Origin of the sequence: Solimonas marina, from assembly GCF_012241385.1 — a bacterium.
Taxonomy (GTDB): domain Bacteria; phylum Pseudomonadota; class Gammaproteobacteria; order Nevskiales; family Nevskiaceae; genus Solimonas; species Solimonas marina.
Map to the genome: position 1 here is coordinate 133,745 of NZ_JAAVXB010000005.1, position 18,349 is coordinate 152,093.

16 protein-coding genes are annotated in these 18,349 nt (G+C 66.9%); 14 read left to right on the top strand and 2 right to left on the bottom strand.

The features are described from left to right. Positions 1-65: 65 nt before the first annotated feature. The 4 genes from G7Y82_RS10935 to G7Y82_RS10950 all read left to right on the top strand — a co-directional run bounded on the left by G7Y82_RS10935 (position 66) and on the right by G7Y82_RS10950 (position 2,602). Complete coding sequence (locus tag G7Y82_RS10935) at positions 66-1,262, top strand: Lnb N-terminal periplasmic domain-containing protein (protein WP_168148128.1); 1,197 nt, start codon at positions 66-68, stop codon at positions 1,260-1,262. Beyond that, a complete protein-coding gene (locus G7Y82_RS10940; protein ID WP_168148130.1) occupies positions 1,259-1,651 on the top strand; it encodes a GFA family protein in 393 nt (130 codons plus the stop codon). Before G7Y82_RS10935 ends, G7Y82_RS10940 begins: the two co-directional genes overlap by 4 nt. A gap of 75 nt (positions 1,652-1,726) precedes the next feature. Continuing rightward, positions 1,727-2,188 carry an MOSC domain-containing protein gene (locus G7Y82_RS10945; protein ID WP_168148132.1) on the top strand — a complete coding sequence of 154 codons (462 nt, stop codon included), beginning with the start codon at positions 1,727-1,729 and terminating at the stop codon, positions 2,186-2,188. A gap of 129 nt (positions 2,189-2,317) precedes the next feature. After that, entirely contained in the window at positions 2,318-2,602 is a 285-nt protein-coding gene (locus tag G7Y82_RS10950; RefSeq protein WP_366515653.1) for a DUF4345 family protein, read from the top strand. 7 nt (positions 2,603-2,609) lie between these two features. Here G7Y82_RS10950 and G7Y82_RS10955 read toward each other — a convergent pair whose 3' ends face one another. After that, positions 2,610-3,380 (bottom strand): class II aldolase/adducin family protein, encoded by a 771-nt coding sequence (locus G7Y82_RS10955; RefSeq protein WP_168148135.1) that lies wholly within the window; start codon positions 3,378-3,380, stop codon positions 2,610-2,612. 321 nt (positions 3,381-3,701) lie between these two features. Here G7Y82_RS10955 and G7Y82_RS10960 point away from each other — a divergent pair, with 321 nt between their 5' ends. After that, positions 3,702-6,464, top strand: a complete 2,763-nt coding sequence (locus G7Y82_RS10960; RefSeq protein WP_168148137.1) for a beta strand repeat-containing protein — start codon at positions 3,702-3,704, stop codon at positions 6,462-6,464. A gap of 42 nt (positions 6,465-6,506) precedes the next feature. On the opposite strand, the gene G7Y82_RS10965 is transcribed toward G7Y82_RS10960, so the two are convergent. Continuing rightward, the gene (locus tag G7Y82_RS10965) at positions 6,507-7,508 is read right to left on the bottom strand and encodes an MBL fold metallo-hydrolase (protein ID WP_206370568.1); all 1,002 of its coding nucleotides are present in this window, start codon (positions 7,506-7,508) and stop codon (positions 6,507-6,509) included. A gap of 111 nt (positions 7,509-7,619) precedes the next feature. Between G7Y82_RS10965 and G7Y82_RS10970 the strand changes: the two genes are divergently transcribed. The 9 genes from G7Y82_RS10970 to G7Y82_RS11010 all read left to right on the top strand — a co-directional run bounded on the left by G7Y82_RS10970 (position 7,620) and on the right by G7Y82_RS11010 (position 18,329). After that, complete coding sequence (locus tag G7Y82_RS10970; RefSeq protein ID WP_168148138.1) at positions 7,620-8,204, top strand: Maf family protein; 585 nt, start codon at positions 7,620-7,622, stop codon at positions 8,202-8,204. A gap of 19 nt (positions 8,205-8,223) precedes the next feature. Continuing rightward, the gene (gene rng, locus G7Y82_RS10975; RefSeq protein ID WP_168148139.1) at positions 8,224-9,684 is read left to right on the top strand and encodes a ribonuclease G; all 1,461 of its coding nucleotides are present in this window, start codon (positions 8,224-8,226) and stop codon (positions 9,682-9,684) included. A gap of 87 nt (positions 9,685-9,771) precedes the next feature. Continuing rightward, on the top strand, positions 9,772-13,929 hold the full coding sequence (locus tag G7Y82_RS10980; RefSeq protein WP_168148140.1) for a YhdP family protein: 4,158 nt from the start codon (positions 9,772-9,774) through the stop codon (positions 13,927-13,929). Positions 13,930-13,931: 2 nt separating this feature from the next. Next, entirely contained in the window at positions 13,932-14,768 is an 837-nt protein-coding gene (locus G7Y82_RS10985; protein ID WP_168148295.1) for a carbon-nitrogen hydrolase family protein, read from the top strand. Between the two features lie 4 nt (positions 14,769-14,772). Next, positions 14,773-16,215 carry a metalloprotease TldD gene (gene tldD / locus G7Y82_RS10990; protein ID WP_168148141.1) on the top strand — a complete coding sequence of 481 codons (1,443 nt, stop codon included), beginning with the start codon at positions 14,773-14,775 and terminating at the stop codon, positions 16,213-16,215. 95 nt (positions 16,216-16,310) lie between these two features. After that, positions 16,311-16,799: an Rv1443c family protein gene (locus G7Y82_RS10995; protein ID WP_168148142.1), complete on the top strand. Its 489-nt coding sequence runs from the start codon at positions 16,311-16,313 to the stop codon at positions 16,797-16,799. Between the two features lie 139 nt (positions 16,800-16,938). Then, positions 16,939-17,502 carry a 16S rRNA (guanine(966)-N(2))-methyltransferase RsmD gene (gene rsmD / locus G7Y82_RS11000; RefSeq protein ID WP_168148143.1) on the top strand — a complete coding sequence of 188 codons (564 nt, stop codon included), beginning with the start codon at positions 16,939-16,941 and terminating at the stop codon, positions 17,500-17,502. Between the two features lie 28 nt (positions 17,503-17,530). Further along, complete coding sequence (coaD, locus tag G7Y82_RS11005; RefSeq protein WP_168148145.1) at positions 17,531-18,031, top strand: pantetheine-phosphate adenylyltransferase; 501 nt, start codon at positions 17,531-17,533, stop codon at positions 18,029-18,031. A 43-nt stretch (positions 18,032-18,074) separates the two neighbouring features. Continuing rightward, positions 18,075-18,329: a YfhL family 4Fe-4S dicluster ferredoxin gene (locus tag G7Y82_RS11010; protein WP_168148147.1), complete on the top strand. Its 255-nt coding sequence runs from the start codon at positions 18,075-18,077 to the stop codon at positions 18,327-18,329. Positions 18,330-18,349: the final 20 nt, after the last annotated feature.

Here is an 18,349-nt window from a genome sequence, read left to right on the forward strand (position 1 = left end):
GCATGCGCACAAGGTCGCGGCCCCAGCCGCTCCTACGGTCTCTTTTTGTTGGAGCGGCGCAGGCCGTGGCCCTGTTGATGCTGCTGTGCGTGCGCCCGGCGTTGGCCGCCGACGAGCCCGTCGCACCGCCGGTCAGCCTCGTTACGTTCGGCCCGGGCCAGACCTACTGGGAGCGCTTCGGTCACGACGCGTTGCTGGTCGGCGATCCGGCCAACCCCGACGCGCTGCTCTACAACTACGGCCTGTTCGACTTCCGGCAGAAGAACTTCTTCCTCAATTTTGCACGCGGCAAGATGATGTACCGCGTCGCACCGGAGCCGTTCTACTACGCGCTGCGCGGCTACGCCGCCGAGCGGCGCTGGGTGTATCTGCAGCGTCTCGATCTCGACGATGCACAGCGCCGCGAGCTGGTCGACTTCCTCGCCTGGAACGTGCGCCCGGAGAACGCGCAGTACCACTACGACTACTTCATCTCCAACTGCACGACGCGCGTGCGCGATGCCCTCGACAAGGCCAGCGGCGGCGCGCTCAGTCGTGCGGCCAAAGGCGTGCCGACCGGTCGCACGTATCGCTTCGAGGCGACGCGGCTGATCGCGCCGGACTGGCCGCTGTCGCTGGCCATGGATCTGGGCATGGGGCCGAGTGCGGACAAGCCGCTCGATCTGTGGGCGCAGGCCTTCGTGCCGATGGTGCTCAAGGATGTTGCCGCCAAGGCGAGCGTCACTGCGGCCGATGGCAGCTCGCATCCGCTGGTCGAGTCGGGGACCTGGGTCTTGCAGAGCGACGCCTGGCCGGAACCGACGCATCCGCCGCGCTGGCTGCTGCCGCTGCTGGCGTTCGGACTGGTGTTCGCGGCCGTACTGTGGGCGCTGGATCGCGCGCGCGATCACCGCGCTGCGCGTTGGAGCTTCGCGATCCTGGCGCTCGGCAGCAGCCTCGTCGCCACGGTGCTCGGCCTGGTGCTGGTTGCCAGCTGGGCGCTGACCGATCACTGGGCGATGTGGGCCAACCGCAATCTGCTGCTGCTCGACCCGCTGGCGCTGCTGATGATTCCGGCGTGGTGCGGCGCGTTTCGCGCCGCTTGGCGGCCGCGCGCGTGGCAGCGCGTGGTGACGATCGTCGTGGCAGCGGCGGCAACGCTCAGTGTGCCCCTGCTGCTGTTGCCGGGCGCGCAGCAGAATCTGCCGTGGATCGCCGCGCTGTTGCCGGCGCATCTGGTGCTGGCCTATGCGCTGCTGCGCCAACCGCTGCGGCCGCGATGATCGACGCCAGCTGCCATTGTGGCGCCGTGCGCTGGTCGTTCGACGGCGAGCCGACCAGCGCGACCGCATGCAACTGCACGGTCTGTCGCCGCTACGGCGTGCTCTGGGCCTACGACTACGACGGCGAGGGCATCCGCGTCGACGGTGAGACGCGCGCCTATGTGCGCGGCAACGCGGTCCTGGCGTTCCACTTCTGCCCGACCTGCGGCAGCGTCGCCTATTGGCGTGCGCTGCAGCCCGAAACCGACGGACGCTACCGCATCGCCGTCAATCTGCGTCTCGCCGAGCCGGACGACGTCGCGCATATCCAGGTCCACCGTTTCGACGGACTCGAGACCACCGAGCGTCTGTCGCCCGATGGTCGCTGCGTCGCCGACTATCTGTTCTGACCCGCGCGGTGACGGCCACGTGCGGGATCGCCGGCCGATGCGCATGATGTCGCGGGATACCGGGCGGAGTCATTCATGAGGATCGAAGCGATCTACGTTGCCGGCCGCTCCGGCGCCGACGTGGCGCGTGTCGACAGCGTGCAGGTCGTCGCGTATCAGGGCATCGTCGGCGACCGCAATTTTGGCAAGGCGAAGTGGCCGGGGCAGAACGTGACCTTTGTCGAAGCCGAGGCCATCGAAGCGTTTGCGGCGCCCTACGGCCGTGCGCTGGAGCCGGGCGAGTTGCGCCGCAACATCGTCACGCGCGGCGTGCGGCTCAACGAGCTGGTCGGACGCCGCTTTCGCGTCGGGGACGTACAGTTTCGTGGCGTCGAGCTGTGCGAACCGTGCCGCAACCTGGGCGCGCGGCTGGCGACGGCGCAGATGCCGGTACCGTCGGTGGTGCGCGCCTGGGTGCGTCGCGGCGGGTTGCGCACCGACGCGTTGCGCGGCGGCATCCTGCGCGTCGGCATGGACTTCGAAATCGACGCGGACTGACGCAACGCCGGTCTGGCGTCGCCGGGGAGGAGGAATGGGGATTTCGGCCTGGGTGATCCGTGCCGTCGCCGTCATGTTCGCGGCTTACGGGCTGGTGTTCATCGCCGCACCATCGACGCTGTCCAAATCGTGACCGGCACGGCGCCGGCGACCGCGTCCGCTCTGATCGACATGCGTGCCACGTACGGCGGCCTGTCGGTCGCCGTCGGTGCGCTGCTATGGGCGCTCGCCGCACATCCATCGTCGCGGCGCGCCGGTCTGCTTGGCGTGCTGCTGCTGTTGCTCGGCATGGCGGGTGGCCGCGCGGTCGGTCTGATCTGCGATGGGCCGGCCAACGCGGTCATGATCGCTTACCTGCTGCTCGAACTGAGCGGTGCCGCGCTCGCCGCCTGGCTGCTGCGTCGCCCGGACTGAGCGGACTTCAATCGCGGAACGACGGATCGATACGGTCGAGGCGGCGCAGCAGTCCCGGCCAGGCCAACTGACCGCCGAGGCCACGCGTGACCTGCGCCGCCGCGGCCTGGACGCCGGCGACGATCTTCGGGTTGACCTCGGTCAGCGCACCGCCACCGGCCTGGGCGCGAACCTGAATCATGCAGGTGGCCTCGAACACGTACATCGCCAGGAAGGCGTCGGCCGGTGTCGGGCCGACCGTCAGCAGGCCGTGATTGCGCAGCATCAGGAAGGTCTTGTCGCCGAGGTCGGCAACCAGGCGCGGCTTTTCGTCGTCGTTGAGCGCGATGCCTTCGTAATCGTGATAGCCGAGTGACGCGAGTACCAGCGTCGATTGTTGCGACAGCGGCAGCACGCCGCCCTGCTGCGCCGAGACCGCGACGCCGTTGAGCGAATGCGTGTGCATCACGCAATGCGCGTCGGGCCGCGCGGCGTGGATGGCGCTGTGGATGGTGAAGCCGGCCGGATTGATCGGGTGCGGCGAGTCCATGACCTTGTTGCCGGCGAGGTCGATCTTGACTAGGCTCGACGCGGTGATCTCGTCGAACAGCCAGCCATACGGATTGATCAGGAAATGCCCGTCCTCGCCCGGCACCCGCGCCGAGATGTGGGTGAAGACCAGATCGTCCCAACCGAAGTGGGCGACCAGCCGATAGGCAGCGGCGAGATCGACGCGGGCCTGCCATTCGGCGTCCGAGATCTGCGCGCGGAGCGGCACATTCGTTGCTGGGCGGGTCATGGGGTTCTCCTCATTCGAATATTTTTTCGACTGTAGCGCGCAGTGACGGGGATGGCGACTGCGCGGTCCGGCGGCGTTTCGTGACGCAGGTCACGGATGAAGATGCGGTCACTGACGGCCAGCTGTCGGAAAAAAGCTATATTCAGATGTAACGCCGTGTCTATATTCTGGAATCGGGGTATCCAGATGTAGTCGAACTTTTCAGGTGAGGCAGCGTACCGGTCATCAACGACGGGGGCTGCGGATCGTTCCAGGTAAATCGATATGTTCTTTGCGCGTACATCCACGACCTGGCTGCGGCTGGCGCTCGTGGCTTTGGGCTTGTCCGTTCTTTCGGCCTGCGGGGGCAGCAGCAGCGGCTCGCATGGTGCGATCACCAAGATCGAGGTGACGCCGGATGCGACGTCGATTCCGCTCGGCAAGACCGAGCAGTACACCGCAACGGCGATTTACGAAGACAACGCGCATGCCGACGTGACGCGTCTGGTGGCCTGGACCTCGTCCGATGCCAGCGTGCTGACGATCGACAGCGAGGGCCTGGCGACGCCGGTGGCAACCGGCACCGCCACTGTCACCGCGACACTCGACGACATCAGCGGCTCGACGACCGCCACGGTGACCGCCGCGATTGCGGTGTCGATGCAGCTGACGCCGTCCAGTGACAGCATTCCCAAGGGGTATACGCAGGCCTTTGTTGCCTCGGCGACGTTCACCGATGGCACGACGCGTGACGTCAGCGCCGACGCGAGCTGGAGCTCCGGTGACACCGACGTCATCACGGTCAGCAATGCGAGCGGCACCAAGGGCCAGGCGACCGGCGTGGCAGAGGGCTCCGCGCAGGTCGTGGCGACCTACGAGAACATCACGGCGCGCGCCGCGGTGACGGTGACGGCGGCCGAGCTGGCCAGCGTCGACATCTCGCCGAGTTCGGCGACGCTGCCGGTCGGCGCGTCGCAGCAGTACACGGCGACGGGCGTCTACACCGACCACACCACGGAAGACCTGACGACGGCGGTGACCTGGGCGTCCAGCGACAGCAGCGTCGCCGAGATCAGCAATTCGACCAATGCGCAGGGTTTCGCGCTGGCCGATGCGGCTGGCCCGACGACCATCACGGCGACCTATGGTGATCTGGTCGGCTCGACGACGCTGACCGTTACCGGCGCAACGGTGGAGTCGATTTCGGTCACGCCGGTCAATTCCAAGCTTGCCGCCGGCTACTCGCGTCAATTCACGGCGACCGGTATCTACAGCGACGGCTCGTCGCATGATGTGACGCAAACGGTCACGTGGTCGTCGTCCGACGAGTCCGTCGCCACGGTCAGCAATGCCGGCGGCAGCAATGGCATGGTTGCGGCGAAGGTCGCGGGTTCGACGACGATCAGCGCGGTCTCCGGATCGGTGTCGGGCTCTGCGGCGCTGACGGTGACCAATGCGACGCTGACGTCGGTCGGTGTGACACCGGCGAACAAGAGCATCGCGGTCGGTACGACGCAGCAATACACGGCGACCGCGGTGTTCTCCGACGGCACGACGATCGACTACACGAGTCTGGCGGGTTGGGCTTCGTCCGATGCCAATGTCGCGACGATCAGCAACGATAGCGGCGCGGTTGGTCTGGCGAAGGCGAACAACACCGGCTCGACGGTGATCACGGCGACAGTGACGAAGACCGACAGTTCGGGCGCGGTATCGGGCACGACGCCGCTGACGGTGACCGCCGCAGCCATCAGCAGCATCTCGGTGACCCCGCAGGACGGCTCCGTCCCGCTCGGCTCGACCCTTCAGTACCATGCGACGGCGACCTATACCGACGGCAGCACCGGTGACGTCACCAACGACGTCACCTGGACGTCGTCGGACACGGACGTTGCGACGGTGACGACCGGTTCCAGCGCACGCGGTCTGGTGACGGGTGAAGGCAAGGGCACGGCGACGCTGAAGGCGACCGATGCCGCCACCGGTGTGGTCGGCTCGGCGCCGGTGACGGTTACCGACGCGGTGCTGAGCAGCATCGCGATCTCGCCGGCGGATACGTCGGTCGCCAAGGGCGGCACCGTCGACTACACCGCGACCGGTACCTATACCGACGGTTCAACGATGGACATCTCCGACGACGTGACGTGGACGACCGACGACGAGACCATCGCGACGATCAGCAACGCCGACGGCGAGCACGGTGTTGCGACCGCGCAGGGCGAGGGCGATACCACGGTGGTCGCGACGCTCGGCGATGTGAGCGGCGAGACGACGCTGACGGTGACGGCGGCGACCCTGGTCAGCATTGCGGTGAGCCCGGACACGGTTTCGATTGCCAGCGGCACGACGACGCAGCTCAAGGCGACCGGTACGTTCAGTGACGGCTCCACCGCCGACGAGACCACGGCCGTGACCTGGGCCTCGTCGGATGAGAGTGTCGCGACGGTCAGCAATGCCAGCGGCAATCAAGGTTTGGTGACATCGGTCGCCGTCGGTTCGACGACGATCACCGCGTCGATGAGCGGTGTCGACGACGCCACGGCCGCCGTGACGGTGACGGAGTCCGCGCTGACCAATGTCACGATCGCGCCGACGGCTGCGACGAGCATCCCGGTTGGGTACTTCGTCGAATACACCGCCACCGGACATTACGCCGACGGATCGACCCAGGATCTGACGGCGGACGTGTCGTGGCGGACGCTCGACGATTCCGTGGCGACCGTGAACGCAAAGGGCTACGTCACAGCCAAGGCTGCAGGTTCGACGACGGTTGTCGCCACCTACAGTGGCTTCACGAAGTCGGCATCGGTGCAGGGCGTGGCGCTGACGCTGTCGTCGATCGCGGTGACGCCGGCCAACAGCACGATCGCGGCGGGTACGACGCTGCAGTTCACCGCGACCGGCAGCTTCAGCGACGGTTCCACGACCCTGGACCTGACGCATCAGGTCACGTGGTCGTCGAGCAACAGCAATGCAGCGACCATTGATGCCAATGGTCTGGCCAGCGCCGGCAGCTTCGCGTTCACGTCGACGACGATCAAAGCGGTCGGCAAGACCGATACCGGCGTCTCCGGTTCGACCACGCTGCGGCGAACGATCAACTGATCGCGTGCCCTTGCGCGCCTCGCGGGGCGCAAGGGCACGGCTTCATTCCGCGGACGGCAGCTTCAGCAGGTCGCCCTGTTGCGCGAAATGAAAGTGCAGGCCGAGCGTATTGCCGGCGCGCAGTTGGTCGGCGATTTCCCGTCTCGGGTCTGTTGCGCGCCGCAGGCTGGGCTTGATGTGCGTGACCACCACGTCGAGTCCGCGCAGCGATCCCGCACCGCCGGCCGCCTGCTCGAAACGCTGGAGCTCGCGTAACAGCCACGCCGGGTTCAGATGTCCGTAGAGGTGCGCGTCGTCGACGCGGTCCGGATACGAGCACTCGATGAGCATGCCTTTGAGCGCACCGCGCTTCTGCAGCGGGCCGAGCAGCTTCCAGATCGTCTGCAGTCGATCGCTGTGCTGAACGGTATCCGCACCGGTATCGCCGAAGTAAGCCAGATATGCCCCGCCGTGCTGCAGCAGGATCATCGATGAAGTCACGCGGTCGTGCGTCAATGGATAGAGCGCGGCTCGCAACGAGGTGCCGTCGACTGCGAACCACTGTCCCGGCGGCTCGTCGCGCAGCGTGTACTGCTTGAGCGCCGGCGTCGTGCCGCGGTCGGCGAAGTTCGGCCACGCGTCCCAATTGAAGTAATCGCGACTCAGCACCGCCAGTGTCGACGCCAGGCCATAGATCGGCTTCGGACTGTCGTCTGTGGCATCGACCAGCAGCCCGGCGACGTGATCGAGATGCGCGTGCGAAACGAAATAGCCGGCGATGGCGTTGCGCAGGACATCGCCGGCCGGCGTCAGTGCTGGGTCTGGTTTGCGGTCGTCGAACGCGCCGTGTTGCAGGGCGACGTCGATGCCCGACAGCAGCGTGCCGGCGTCCAGCGCCAGATAGCGCGGCTCGCCGTCGGCGCGGACCAGCCAGGCCGACAGATTGCCGTTCTGCAGCCCTCCGTCGACACCGAGCGCAACCAGATCGAAATCGGCCGCACTGGCGCGGCCGGCGGTGCCCAGCAGCAGGGCGGCCAGTACCATCTGGCGGATACGGGTCTTCATCGTCTTAGGCTAGACGGATTGCACGCGTTGTCGCCAGCCACCTGCGTTGCCGTGATTCGCCGCCGCAGTTCGGCTACGCTGCCGCATCCCCTCTAAGCTTGGAGCCGCGCCGTGTCTGCGCCGCAATTGCTGCTGGCCTCGCAATCGCCCCGTCGTGCCGAACTGCTGACGCAGATCGGCGTGCGCTACGTCGTCGCGCCGGCCGATATCGAAGAGCGTGTCCAGCCGGGCGAAGCGCCGGCCGATTACGCGCGGCGTATCGCGCTGGCCAAGGCCCACGCCGGTTGGCAGGCGTCGGATCGGCGGCTGCCGGTGCTCGGCGCCGATACCGACGTGGTGCTGGATGGCCGCATCCTCGGCAAACCGGCCGGTCGCGACGACGCGTTGGCGATGCTCGCCGCGCTGTCCGATCGCGAACACGAGGTTTACTCGTCCGTTGCGCTGGTGTCGGGCGCGCGCGAAGCGGTCACGCTGTCGATCACGCGCGTCGTGTTCGGACCGATCTCGCCGGCGCAGGCCACCGCGTACTGGGCCAGCGGCGAGCCGGCCGACAAGGCCGGCGCCTACGGCATCCAGGGCCTCGGCGCCCAATTCGTGCGCGAAATCCACGGTTCGTACAGTGGCGTCGTCGGTTTGCCGCTCTACGAGACCTGCGCACTTCTGAAACAATTCGCGATCGACCCTTTGAGCGGCTGACGTCGTCGGCCAGTGGACCATGAGTACCGAGATTCTCGTCAACATCGGCCCCCAGGAAACCCGCGTCGCCCTCGTCGAGGGTGGCAGCGCGCAGGAAGTGCATATGCAGCGCGCGTCGCGGCATGGCCTGACCGGCAACATCTACAAGGGGGTCGTGCAGCGCGTGCTGCCGGGCATGCAGGCGGCATTCGTCGAGATCGGCCTCGAACGCACGGCGTTTCTGCACGTCAACGACATGGTGGTGGCCGCCGCCGCGCATTCGGCGTCGCCGCCACTGATCACGCAGCTGTTGCGTGAGGGCGAGAAGGTATTGGTGCAGATCGTCAAGGACCCGATCGGCAGCAAGGGCGCGCGGCTGTCGAGTCTGCTGTCGATTCCGTCGCGCTATCTGGTGCTGCTGCCGCACGAGGCGCATGTCGGCGTGTCGGCGCGACTCGAGGACGAGGCCGAGCGCACGCGACTCAAGGGCATCCTCGACGAGCTGCAGCAGCGCCTGGCGCCGCGCTTCGGGGTCATTGCGCGGACCGCCGCTGATGGTGTTGGCGCCGAGGCCCTGGAGGCCGATCTGAATTTCCTGCTGCGCCTGTGGAGCGATGTCGCGACGCAGACCAAGTCCGCGCCACCGGGCACGTTGGTCCACGGCGACCTGCCACTGTCGATGCGCATCCTGCGCGATCTGCTCGGTACGCACGTCGAACGTGTGCGCATCGACTCGGCCGAAGAATGTGTTCGTCTGCGCGAGTTTGCGCAAACCTTCATTCCGCATGCCGCGCCGCTCGTCGAGCTGTACGAGGGGGCGGCGCCGATTTTCGACCTGTACGGTGTCGAGGACGACATTTCGCGGGCGCTGGACCGCCGGGTCGAACTGAAATCCGGCGGTCATCTGATCATCGATCAGACCGAGGCGATGACGACCATCGACGTCAATACCGGCGCCTATATCGGCCATCGCAACCTCGAGGAAACGGTGCTGAAGACCAACCTCGAGGCGGCGCAGGCGATCGCCCGCCAGCTGCGTCTGCGCAATCTCGGCGGCATCATCATCATCGACTTCATCGACATGAAGTCCGAGGATCATCGCGGCCAGGTGCTGCGCGCACTGGAGCGCTCGCTGGCGGCTGATCACGCGCGCACACAGATTCATCCGTTCTCGCCGCTGGGCCTGGTCGAAATGACACGCAAGCGGACCCGCGAGTCGCTGGGGCACATCCTTTGCGAGCCCTGTCCGGCCTGCAGCGGTCGCGGCACGATCAAGACGGTGGAAACGGTGGCGCACGAGATTGCCCGCGAGGTGCAGCGCGCGGCGCGGCAGTTCGAGGCCAAGGGTTTTCTGGTTCTGGCGGCGCCACACGTGGTGCAGAAGCTGGTCGAGGAGCAGCCGGCCGGTCTGACGGCACTGGAAGCGACGCTGAACCGGCCGATCCGCTTGCAGAGCGAAGCCGGTTACACACAGGAAAGCTTCGACGTCGTGCCGCTTTGACCGGACGGCCCGGATTCCGGGCGCCGCCGCAGTAGCTCTCGGCGGCCGGTCACGCGACAATAGTCGCGATCATTTTTTGGCTGAGTAATGGAACGCGTCAAACGCCGCTGGTGGACATGGGCGATCACGCTGATGGCCGCCGTCGTCATTGCCGGTGCTGTCATCAGCGGTTTGTTCCAGCTCGCCGTCCTCGCCTTGCCGAGCTATCGGGCGGATCTCGCCGCCTGGGTCACGCACGTGGCCAATCGCCCGGTACAGATCGGCGGCGTCAACCTCGGCTGGCGCGGCATCGAGCCGCGCCTGGATCTGTCCGACATCACGCTCTACAGCGAGGACGGTGACGAAAGCCTGACGGTGACCCGCCTCAGCCTCGGCTTCTCGGTGGTGCGCCTGCTGACCGGCGACATGTTGCCGGAGCGGCTGGAAATGTCCGGCCTGACGCTGTCGATCAACGAGGACCGCAACGGGCAGTGGACCTTTGCCGGTTTCGAGCCGGGGCAGAACGGTGTCTCGGATGACACGCGCGAAGCCTGGGCCAAGCAGATGGCCCGCTTCGGGCATGTCGTCGTGCAGAACTGCACGTTGATCTTCACCGGCCCGCGCTTCGGCATCGACGGCAAGCGCGTACGCCTGGTGCGTGCCGATCTCGCGCAGCGCAGTGACGGCTTCGGCTTCGACGGGCGTCTGCAACTGCCGGTGACGCACGGTGATCTGGTCGAGCTGTCGGCCGACGTGCAGGGGCCCATCGCCTTTCCGGAACGCTGGAACGGCGACTTCAATCTAGATTTCGAGCGGCTGCGGCCGCAGGGCTGGCTGGCGCCCTATCTGCAGCCTGGCGTGCAGATCGGCGCCGAGAACCTGAACGGCTCGATCGAAGGCGAGTTGCAGAGCGGACGCGTGACGCGCGCCGACGTCGAGATCGATTCCGACGGTTTGATCGTCGCCCGCAACGGTCAGTCGAGCGGGGCCAAGTCGATGCGCCTGCGCGCCGGTCTGACGCGCGATGCCAGCGGCTGGTTTGCGGCGCTCGAGGATTTCCGCTTCGACGATCAGTTGCTGGCGCGCGGCAGCCTGCGTTGGACCCGCGATTCCAACGGACATGAGATCGACATCAATGCCGACGAACTGCATGTCGACCGGCTGATGCCGTGGCTGGCGGTCTGGCGCGACGCCCCGGCCGTCGCCGCGCAGGCGCCGCGCTTGTCCGGCACCTTGCGCAACATCGTGCTGCGACTGCGCACCGATACGCAGGGGCAGACGCGCTATTCGGCGACCGCACGGCTCGACGACATGGGCCTCGCGCCGGCGGATGGTGTTGGGGTCGCACACGTATCCGGTGAAGCCTCGGCCAATGAAGGCGGTGGTCAGCTGCGCCTCTCACATGCGCCGATCGAGCTGCTGGCGCCGAAGGCGATCGCGGTGCCGATCACGTTCGACAGCGTCGACACGCAATTACAGTGGACGCGTACGGTCGACGGCTGGAACATCGGCACGCCGTCTTTCGAGGCGCAGTTGCCGGGTGTCGACGCCAAGGGCCACTTCCAGTTGGCGCTGCCGGGTGACCATGACGCGCCGGTCCTCGATCTGGGCGCCAGCTTCTCGGTTGCCGATCTCGACAAGCTCAAGCCGTACATGCCGCTGCAATGGTCCGAGCACACGCGCGACTGGTTGCAGCAGGGCATCGCCGGCGGTCACGTCTCGAATGGCCAGCTGACGATCCGCGGGCCGATGAGCGATTTTCCGTTTCAGAAGCACCCGGACGGTGTGTTCAAGATCGACGCCGATGTCGGCGACGCCAATATCGAGATCGGCGACGGCTGGCCGACCATCGAGAACGTCGCGGCACACCTGAGCGTGGCGGGCGCCGGCCTGGAAGTCGACGCCAGTGCCGCGACGATCGCCGGCAATGCCGTCGATCACGTCGTGGCGCGCATCGCCGACTTCGGCGCTGCCGAACTGACCGTCGACGGCAGTACACACGGCGAGATCGGCCGCTACTACGACTTCTTGCGCAACTCGCCGCTGCACGAGCGCCTGGCCGGCCTGCTCGATCAGACACACGCCGCCGGCGCGGCAACGGTCGACGCCAGGCTCGACCTGCCGCTGCATGACATCAAGACCACCAGTGTCGACGGCGACATCGCGCTCGACAACGTGCAGATGTTCTACAGCAAGCTCGACCAGCCGGTCAGCGGCATCACCGGCACCGTGCACTTCAACAATATCGGGGCTACGGCCAACGAACTGCATGCGCGCTTTGAGGATCTGCCGCTGACCGCGCGCATCGTGCCGCGCGATGGCACGCACGGTGTGGTGCAGGCCGATTTTCCGTTCACGCCAAACGCCGGCGGCCGGGGCGCCAGCCAGTTCCTGCCGTCGTTCATTCGCGAGGCTCTGGACGGTACGAGCCAATGGCATGCCGAGCTGCCGATCGAAGAGCACGGCGGCACGGCGCTGACGCTGCGCAGCGACCTGCGTGGCACCGCAGTCACGTTGCCGGAGCCGGTGGCCAAGGATGCCGACGTCGCCATGCCGTTGAGCGTACGGATCGGCGGCGATGCCGATGCGCCGCTGCGGATCGGGGCCGCGTACGGCGGCATGCTCTACGCCGATGCCGCGCTGGGGCCGCCGGACGGTCAACAGCAAGGGCTGCAGCTGCAGGGTCTGCAGGTGCGCTTCGGCAGTGCGAGCCCGCCGGCCGGCAAAGGGCGATTCGTCGTCGACGGTCACGCCGGCACCGTCGACGCGGCCGCGTGGATCGCCTTGTTCGCGGGCGACGGGCAGGCGAAAACGGCGCCACCCACGGCGCCGGTGGCGGCCATGCCGTCGCCGACCGCGCCGGATGCGCCCGCCACGACCGCCCCTGCGGCGGTCTCCGCTGCCGATCCGGGCGTGCACCTGGACCTGATCGATCTCGACGTCGATCATCTGCGCTGGCAGAACCAGTTGACCGAAGCCACGCATCTGCGCTGGCAGCCGCAGGGCAATGGCTGGATGACGTCGCTCGACGGCGTTGGCGCGCAAGGCACGATCCAGTGGGTGGGGCCGGCGCCGGGGCGCATCGTCGCGCGGCTTTCGCATGTTGCGCTCAAGCCGCAGCATCGACCCGATGACGAGCCCATTGATGACAGCGACGCGGCAGCGGTGGCGGCCGCCGCGGCTCAGGCCAGTGACAATGGCGGCCCGCCGGCACAGCCCTCGCACTGGCCGTCGCTCGATCTGCTGTGCGATGCACTGACCGGCAACGGCGCCGACTTCGGTCAGGTCGAGATTCGCAGCTCGCGCATCGCGCAGGGGCAGCGTCTTGATCGGCTGAAGATTTCCGGTGGCGTGCTCGATCTCGACGCGAGCGGGCAATGGCGGCGCGCCGACGGCAAGTCGTCGGCTGCGTTGCAGGCGATGATCGAGAGCAAGGATTTCGACGCAGTACTCGGGGCGCTCGACTACGAGCAGAACTTCCGTGCCAAGGAAACCAAGGTCAAGGCCGATCTGAAGTGGGCGCCGTCGACGACTGGATTGGTCTGGCAGGTTGCGCAGGGGCGCGTCGACCTCAGTGCCGACAACGGTCAGCTCAAGGCCGTCAAGCCGGGCGCCGGCCGTGTGCTCGGTCTGCTGAATTTCTATGCCTTGCCGCGCCGTCTGCTGCTCAATTTCAGTGATGTCGTCGACGAGGGCCTTGGCTTCGACACCATCGGCGGCCACTTCGATCTGGGGAACGGCGCGGCCGTGACCGACGACCTGACGATCAAGGGGCCGTCGGTGAAGATCGACATGCGCGGCCGCATCGGACTGGTCGCGCGCGATTACGATCAGCGCGTCACCGTCTACCCGGCGGGCATCTCGTCCGGGGTCACGCTTGGCGCCGCGTTGCTCGGCGGTCCCGCGGTCGGTGCGCTGGTTCTGGTTGCGCAGGAAGTGCTCGACAAGCCGCTCGATCAGGTCACGCAGCTGACCTATCACGTCTCCGGCAGCTGGTATAACCCGAAGGTCGAGAAGATCGACTCGCATTCGTTGCCGAAGCCGGACAAGGCCGAACCGACGACCCCGGCCCCGGCCAAGGTCGAAAGCAAGACCCAGAGCAAGGCGGCCGCTAAAACCCCGGCAGTCGCGCCGTCGAAGGCGCCGGCTGCCGCGGCAGCGAAACCGGTCGCCGCGACGCCGGCGCCTGGCAAGCCGGCAGCGGCCGCAAACCAGGACAAGGCGAAGGCCGCACCGCCGACCGTGACGCAGGAGACGAACCCATGAACATGAGTCTGGCGGCGATCCAGATGACCAGCGTCGACGATGTCGGCGCCAACCTCGACATGGCCGCGGCGCTGCTGCGCGATGCCACGGCGCAGGGGGCGCGGTTCGCCGTGCTGCCCGAGAACTTCGCGTTCATGGGGCGACGCGACCGCGACAAGCTGGCGATCGCCGAGGTCGACGGACATGGTCCGATTCAGGACCGGCTGGCGGCGCTGGCGCGCGAGCTGGATCTGTGGATCATCGCTGGCACCGTGCCGATTCGCGTCGACGGTGAGGAACGCGTCTGGGCGGCCTGCTGTGTCTACGACAGCGACGGCGTGCGCGTCGCGCGCTACGACAAGATTCATCTCTACGACATCGACGTGCCGAACGGCGGCGGCGAGCGCTACCGCGAGTCGGCCAGCATCGCGCCGGGCGCGCTGCAGCCGGTGGTCGTCGATACGCCGGTCGGTCGCGTCGGCCTGTCGGTCTGCTACGACGTGCGCTTCCCGGAGCTGTATCGCGCGCTGGTCGCCGACGGCGCCGAGATTCTGATCGTCCCGGCGGCGTTCACCGTCAAGACCGGTGAGGCGCACTGGGATCTGCTGCTGCGCGCGCGCGCCGTCGAAAACCTCTGCTACGTGATCGCGCCGGGGCAATGCGGCGTGCACCCGAGCGGCCGTGGCACCTACGGTCACAGTGCCATCGTCGAACCCTGGGGCCGCATCGTCAGCCAAGCCGGCACCGAACCCGGTGTCGTGCTCGCCGACCGCGACGCGTCGCACCAGGCGGAATTGCGCCAAGGTTTTCCGGCGCTTGCGCACCGTCGCTTGCAAACGGCGTATCCGCCGTCAATATGAAGTCATGACTGAAGCCACTGAACTTGCCCGCCAGACCTTTCTCGAACCGGCCGAGCTGGATGAGAACCGCATCGCCGATGTGCTGGCGCGCTTGATGAAACCGGGCGTCGACAGCGCCGATCTGTATTTCCAGCACGCGGTGACCGAGACCTGGTCGCTCGAAGACAGCCTGATCAAGTCCGGTGCGCACCACGTCGAACACGGCGTCGGCGTGCGTGCGGTGGCCGGCGATAAGCAGGGCTTGGCGTATTCCGACGATCTGCATCTGGCCGCGCTCGGCGATGCCGCGCAGACCGCCGGGGCGATCGTCCGTCAGGGCCAGCTCGGCGCCGTGCAGGCCTTCGCGCCGCGCACGGTCAAGCCGTTGTATGCGCCGGTCGATCCGCTGCAGAGCTGGCCGACCGACAAGAAACTTGAATTGCTGCGCCGTGCAGACGCCGCCGCACGCGCCGTCGATTCGCGGGTGATCCAGGTCAACGCGTCGCTGGCCGGCAGTTTCGAGACCGTACTGGTCGCCGGCAGCGACGGTACCTGGAGCGCCGACGTGCGGCCGCTGGTGCGCATGGACGTCTCGGTCATCATCGAACATCAAGGCCGCCGCGAGATGGCGCACGCCGGCGGCGGCGGTCGTGCGCGCTATGCCGAGGTTTTCGACGGCGACATGCCGGAACGCTATGCGCGCGAAGCCGTGCGTCTGGCGCAGGTGCTGCTCGACGCGGTGCCGGCACCGGCCGGCCAGTTGCCGGTGGTGCTCGGACCCGGCTGGCCGGGCGTGCTGCTGCATGAAGCCGTCGGCCACGGCCTGGAAGGCGATTTCAACCGCAAGGGTTCGTCGGCGTTCTCCGGCCGCGTCGGGCAGAAGGTCATCTCCGAGTTGTGCACCATCGTCGACGACGGCACGCTGCTCAATCGTCGCGGCTCGCTGTCGGTGGACGACGAAGGCACGCCGACGCAGTGCACGACGCTGATCGAAAACGGCGTGTTGAAGAACTACATGCAGGACAAGCTCAACGCCGGGCTGATGGGCATGGCGCCGACCGGCAACGGTCGCCGCGAGTCGTACGCGCAGCTGCCGATGCCGCGCATGACCAATACCTACATGCTGGCTGGCAAGAGCGAACCGGGTGACATCATCGCGTCGGTCGAGAAAGGGCTCTACGCCGTCAACTTCGGCGGCGGTCAGGTCGACATCACGTCCGGCAACTTCGTGTTCTCGGCATCCGAGGCCTATCTGATCGAGAACGGCCGCATCACGCGGCCGGTCAAGGGCGCGACGCTGATCGGCAACGGCCCGGAAGCGCTGTCGCGCGTGTCGATGGTCGGTAACGACCTGAAGCTCGACGAGGGTGTCGGCACCTGCGGCAAGGAAGGCCAGAGCGTGCCGGTCGGCGTCGGTCAGCCGACGCTCAAGGTCGATGCGTTGACGATCGGCGGCACGCAGGCCTGAGGCCCGAGTTCGGCGGTTTTCGCCGTCCGCTCGCTTCACCCGCCGTTCACCGGCGTCGGCCGAAGGTGGCCATCGAGCCTGCAACGGAGACGACCATGATCTGGTTGCGTTTCGAAAGCCATCTCGACGCCGAGCCGCCGACCATCTGGCTGCACGCGACGCGCATGCAGGGTGTCAATGACGAGCTGTCGCCGATGGTGCGCATGAGCGTGCCGAAAGCCTTTGCCTGTCTGACGCTGCGCGATGCGCCGTCGGGAGCGCTGCTGTTCAACAGCTGGTTGTTGTTGCTCGGGCTGATTCCGTTCGATCGTCACGCGCTACGCATCGAAAAGCAGTGGGATTACGGCTTTCAGGAAGATTCGAGCTCGTGGCTGCAGCGGCGCTGGCGGCACAAGCGCCACGTCGAGCTGATGTCGCGCGGCTCGCGGCTCGTCGATGAGCTGGAGATCGAGCCGCGGTTCCTGCCGGAGCGCCTGATCCGCCTGTTCGTGCGCCTGCTGTTTCTGCAGCGGCACCGCTGGTTGCGCGCCCATTTCGGCATCATCGAGGCGCGGCCGATCGAGGGCGAGGCGGCGTCTCGTTGAGCGCCGGGATTGACGTCTGCGCGGGGCAGCTTAAAGTCCGCCCCATGCAGACCCCAAGCCGCCCGGCGTCCGACGCTGACATGCCCGCCCGTTCCATCCGTATCCCGTCTGTCCCGCCAACGCCGACGGAGCGGCACTGATGGCGCAGCGCGGCGAAGGGCGCTTGCGCGTGATCGGCGGACAGTGGCGCTCACGCGTCATCGAGTTCGACGCCGCGCACGGTGTGCGGCCGACGCCGGACCGCGTGCGGCAGACGGTGTTCGATTGGCTGACACCGGTGATCGACGGCGCGCGCTGCCTGGATCTGTTCGCCGGCAGTGGTGCGCTCGGCGTCGAGGCGCTGTCGCGGGGTGCCGCCCACTGCGTGTTCGTCGAAGAGGGACGCCGTCAGGCGGCCGCCATCCGCGCCGCGCTGGCTGTGCTCAAGGCGCAGCATGCCGAAGTGTCGGAGATCGATGCCGCGTTCTATCTGACGCAAACCCCGCATCGCTTCGATGTGGTATTTCTCGACCCGCCGTACGGCAAGGGGTTGCTCGAGCGCGTCCTGCCGGACCTGGCCGCTGTCCTCGCGCCGCGCGCCTGGGTCTATCTGGAATGGCCGCCGGGGGCGATGCCGGCGCTGCCGGTGGGCTTCGAGCTGTTCAGAGAGAAAAAAGCCGGTCAGGTATGCTTTGGCCTGGCCCGCTATCAACAGCCGGCCTGAATCCGTGTCCACGCAAACAGGGAACGACATGCCGGTCATCGCGGCCTATAGCGGAACCTTCGATCCGATTACGCTCGGTCATTACGACATCATCAAGCGCGCGTCGCGGATGTTTCCGAAGCTGATCGTCGCGGTCGGACACAACCTCGCGAAGAACCCGAAATTCACGCTCGAAGAGCGCGTCGAGCTGATCCAGAGTGTCGTCAAGCACCTGAAGAATGTCGAAGTGATCGGCTTCTCCGGGCTGGTCGTCGACTTCGCGCATGAGCACAAGGTCACGGTGCTGGTGCGTGGCGTGCGCACCACCGGCGACTTCGACTACGAGAAGCAGATGGCGGTGATGAACCGCGATCTGTATCCGGATCTCGATACGGTGATCATGAACCCGTCGCCGGAATACGCGCACCTGTCGTCGTCGTTGGTACGCGAGCTGACCGGACTCGGCGCGCCGGTGGCCAAGCTGGTGCCCAAGGAAGTGGTGCCGGTGCTGCTCGAACGTTTCGGCCGCAAGAAGCCTCGCAAGCGCTGAAATTCAGCCGCCGCGCGTGGCCGCGCGCTAAAATAGCGGTCTTATGGCCCTCAAGATCACGCAAGACTGCATCAACTGCGACGTCTGTGAGCCGGTCTGCCCGAACGAGGCGATCTATCAGGGGATCGAGATCTACGAGATCGATCCCGACCGATGCACCGAGTGCGTCGGCCACTTCGATAAGCCGCAATGTCAGACCGTCTGCCCGGTCGCCTGCATTCCGCTCGATCCCGAGCGCGAGGAAACACAGGACGAATTGCGCGCCAAATACCAGCGGCTGACCGGCCACACGCCTTGAACGTCGCGGCGCTCGCTCGG

Bases quoted from the DNA above. Each gene is read 5' to 3' on its own strand.
- G7Y82_RS10985 (WP_168148295.1), top strand. From the start codon at position 13,932: ATGAGTCTGGCGGCGATCCAGATGACCAGCGTCGACGATGTCGGCGCC.
- coaD (WP_168148145.1), top strand. From the start codon at position 17,531: ATGCCGGTCATCGCGGCCTATAGCGGAACCTTCGATCCGATTACGCTC.
- G7Y82_RS10955 (WP_168148135.1), bottom strand. From the start codon at position 3,380: ATGACCCGCCCAGCAACGAATGTGCCGCTCCGCGCGCAGATCTCGGAC.
- rng (WP_168148139.1), top strand. From the start codon at position 8,224: ATGAGTACCGAGATTCTCGTCAACATCGGCCCCCAGGAAACCCGCGTC.
- G7Y82_RS10945 (WP_168148132.1), top strand. From the start codon at position 1,727: ATGAGGATCGAAGCGATCTACGTTGCCGGCCGCTCCGGCGCCGACGTG.
- G7Y82_RS11010 (WP_168148147.1), top strand. From the start codon at position 18,075: ATGGCCCTCAAGATCACGCAAGACTGCATCAACTGCGACGTCTGTGAG.
- G7Y82_RS10980 (WP_168148140.1), top strand. From the start codon at position 9,772: ATGGAACGCGTCAAACGCCGCTGGTGGACATGGGCGATCACGCTGATG.
- tldD (WP_168148141.1), top strand. From the start codon at position 14,773: ATGACTGAAGCCACTGAACTTGCCCGCCAGACCTTTCTCGAACCGGCC.
- G7Y82_RS10965 (WP_206370568.1), bottom strand. From the start codon at position 7,508: ATGAAGACCCGTATCCGCCAGATGGTACTGGCCGCCCTGCTGCTGGGC.
- G7Y82_RS10995 (WP_168148142.1), top strand. From the start codon at position 16,311: ATGATCTGGTTGCGTTTCGAAAGCCATCTCGACGCCGAGCCGCCGACC.
- G7Y82_RS10940 (WP_168148130.1), top strand. From the start codon at position 1,259: ATGATCGACGCCAGCTGCCATTGTGGCGCCGTGCGCTGGTCGTTCGAC.
- rsmD (WP_168148143.1), top strand. From the start codon at position 16,939: ATGGCGCAGCGCGGCGAAGGGCGCTTGCGCGTGATCGGCGGACAGTGG.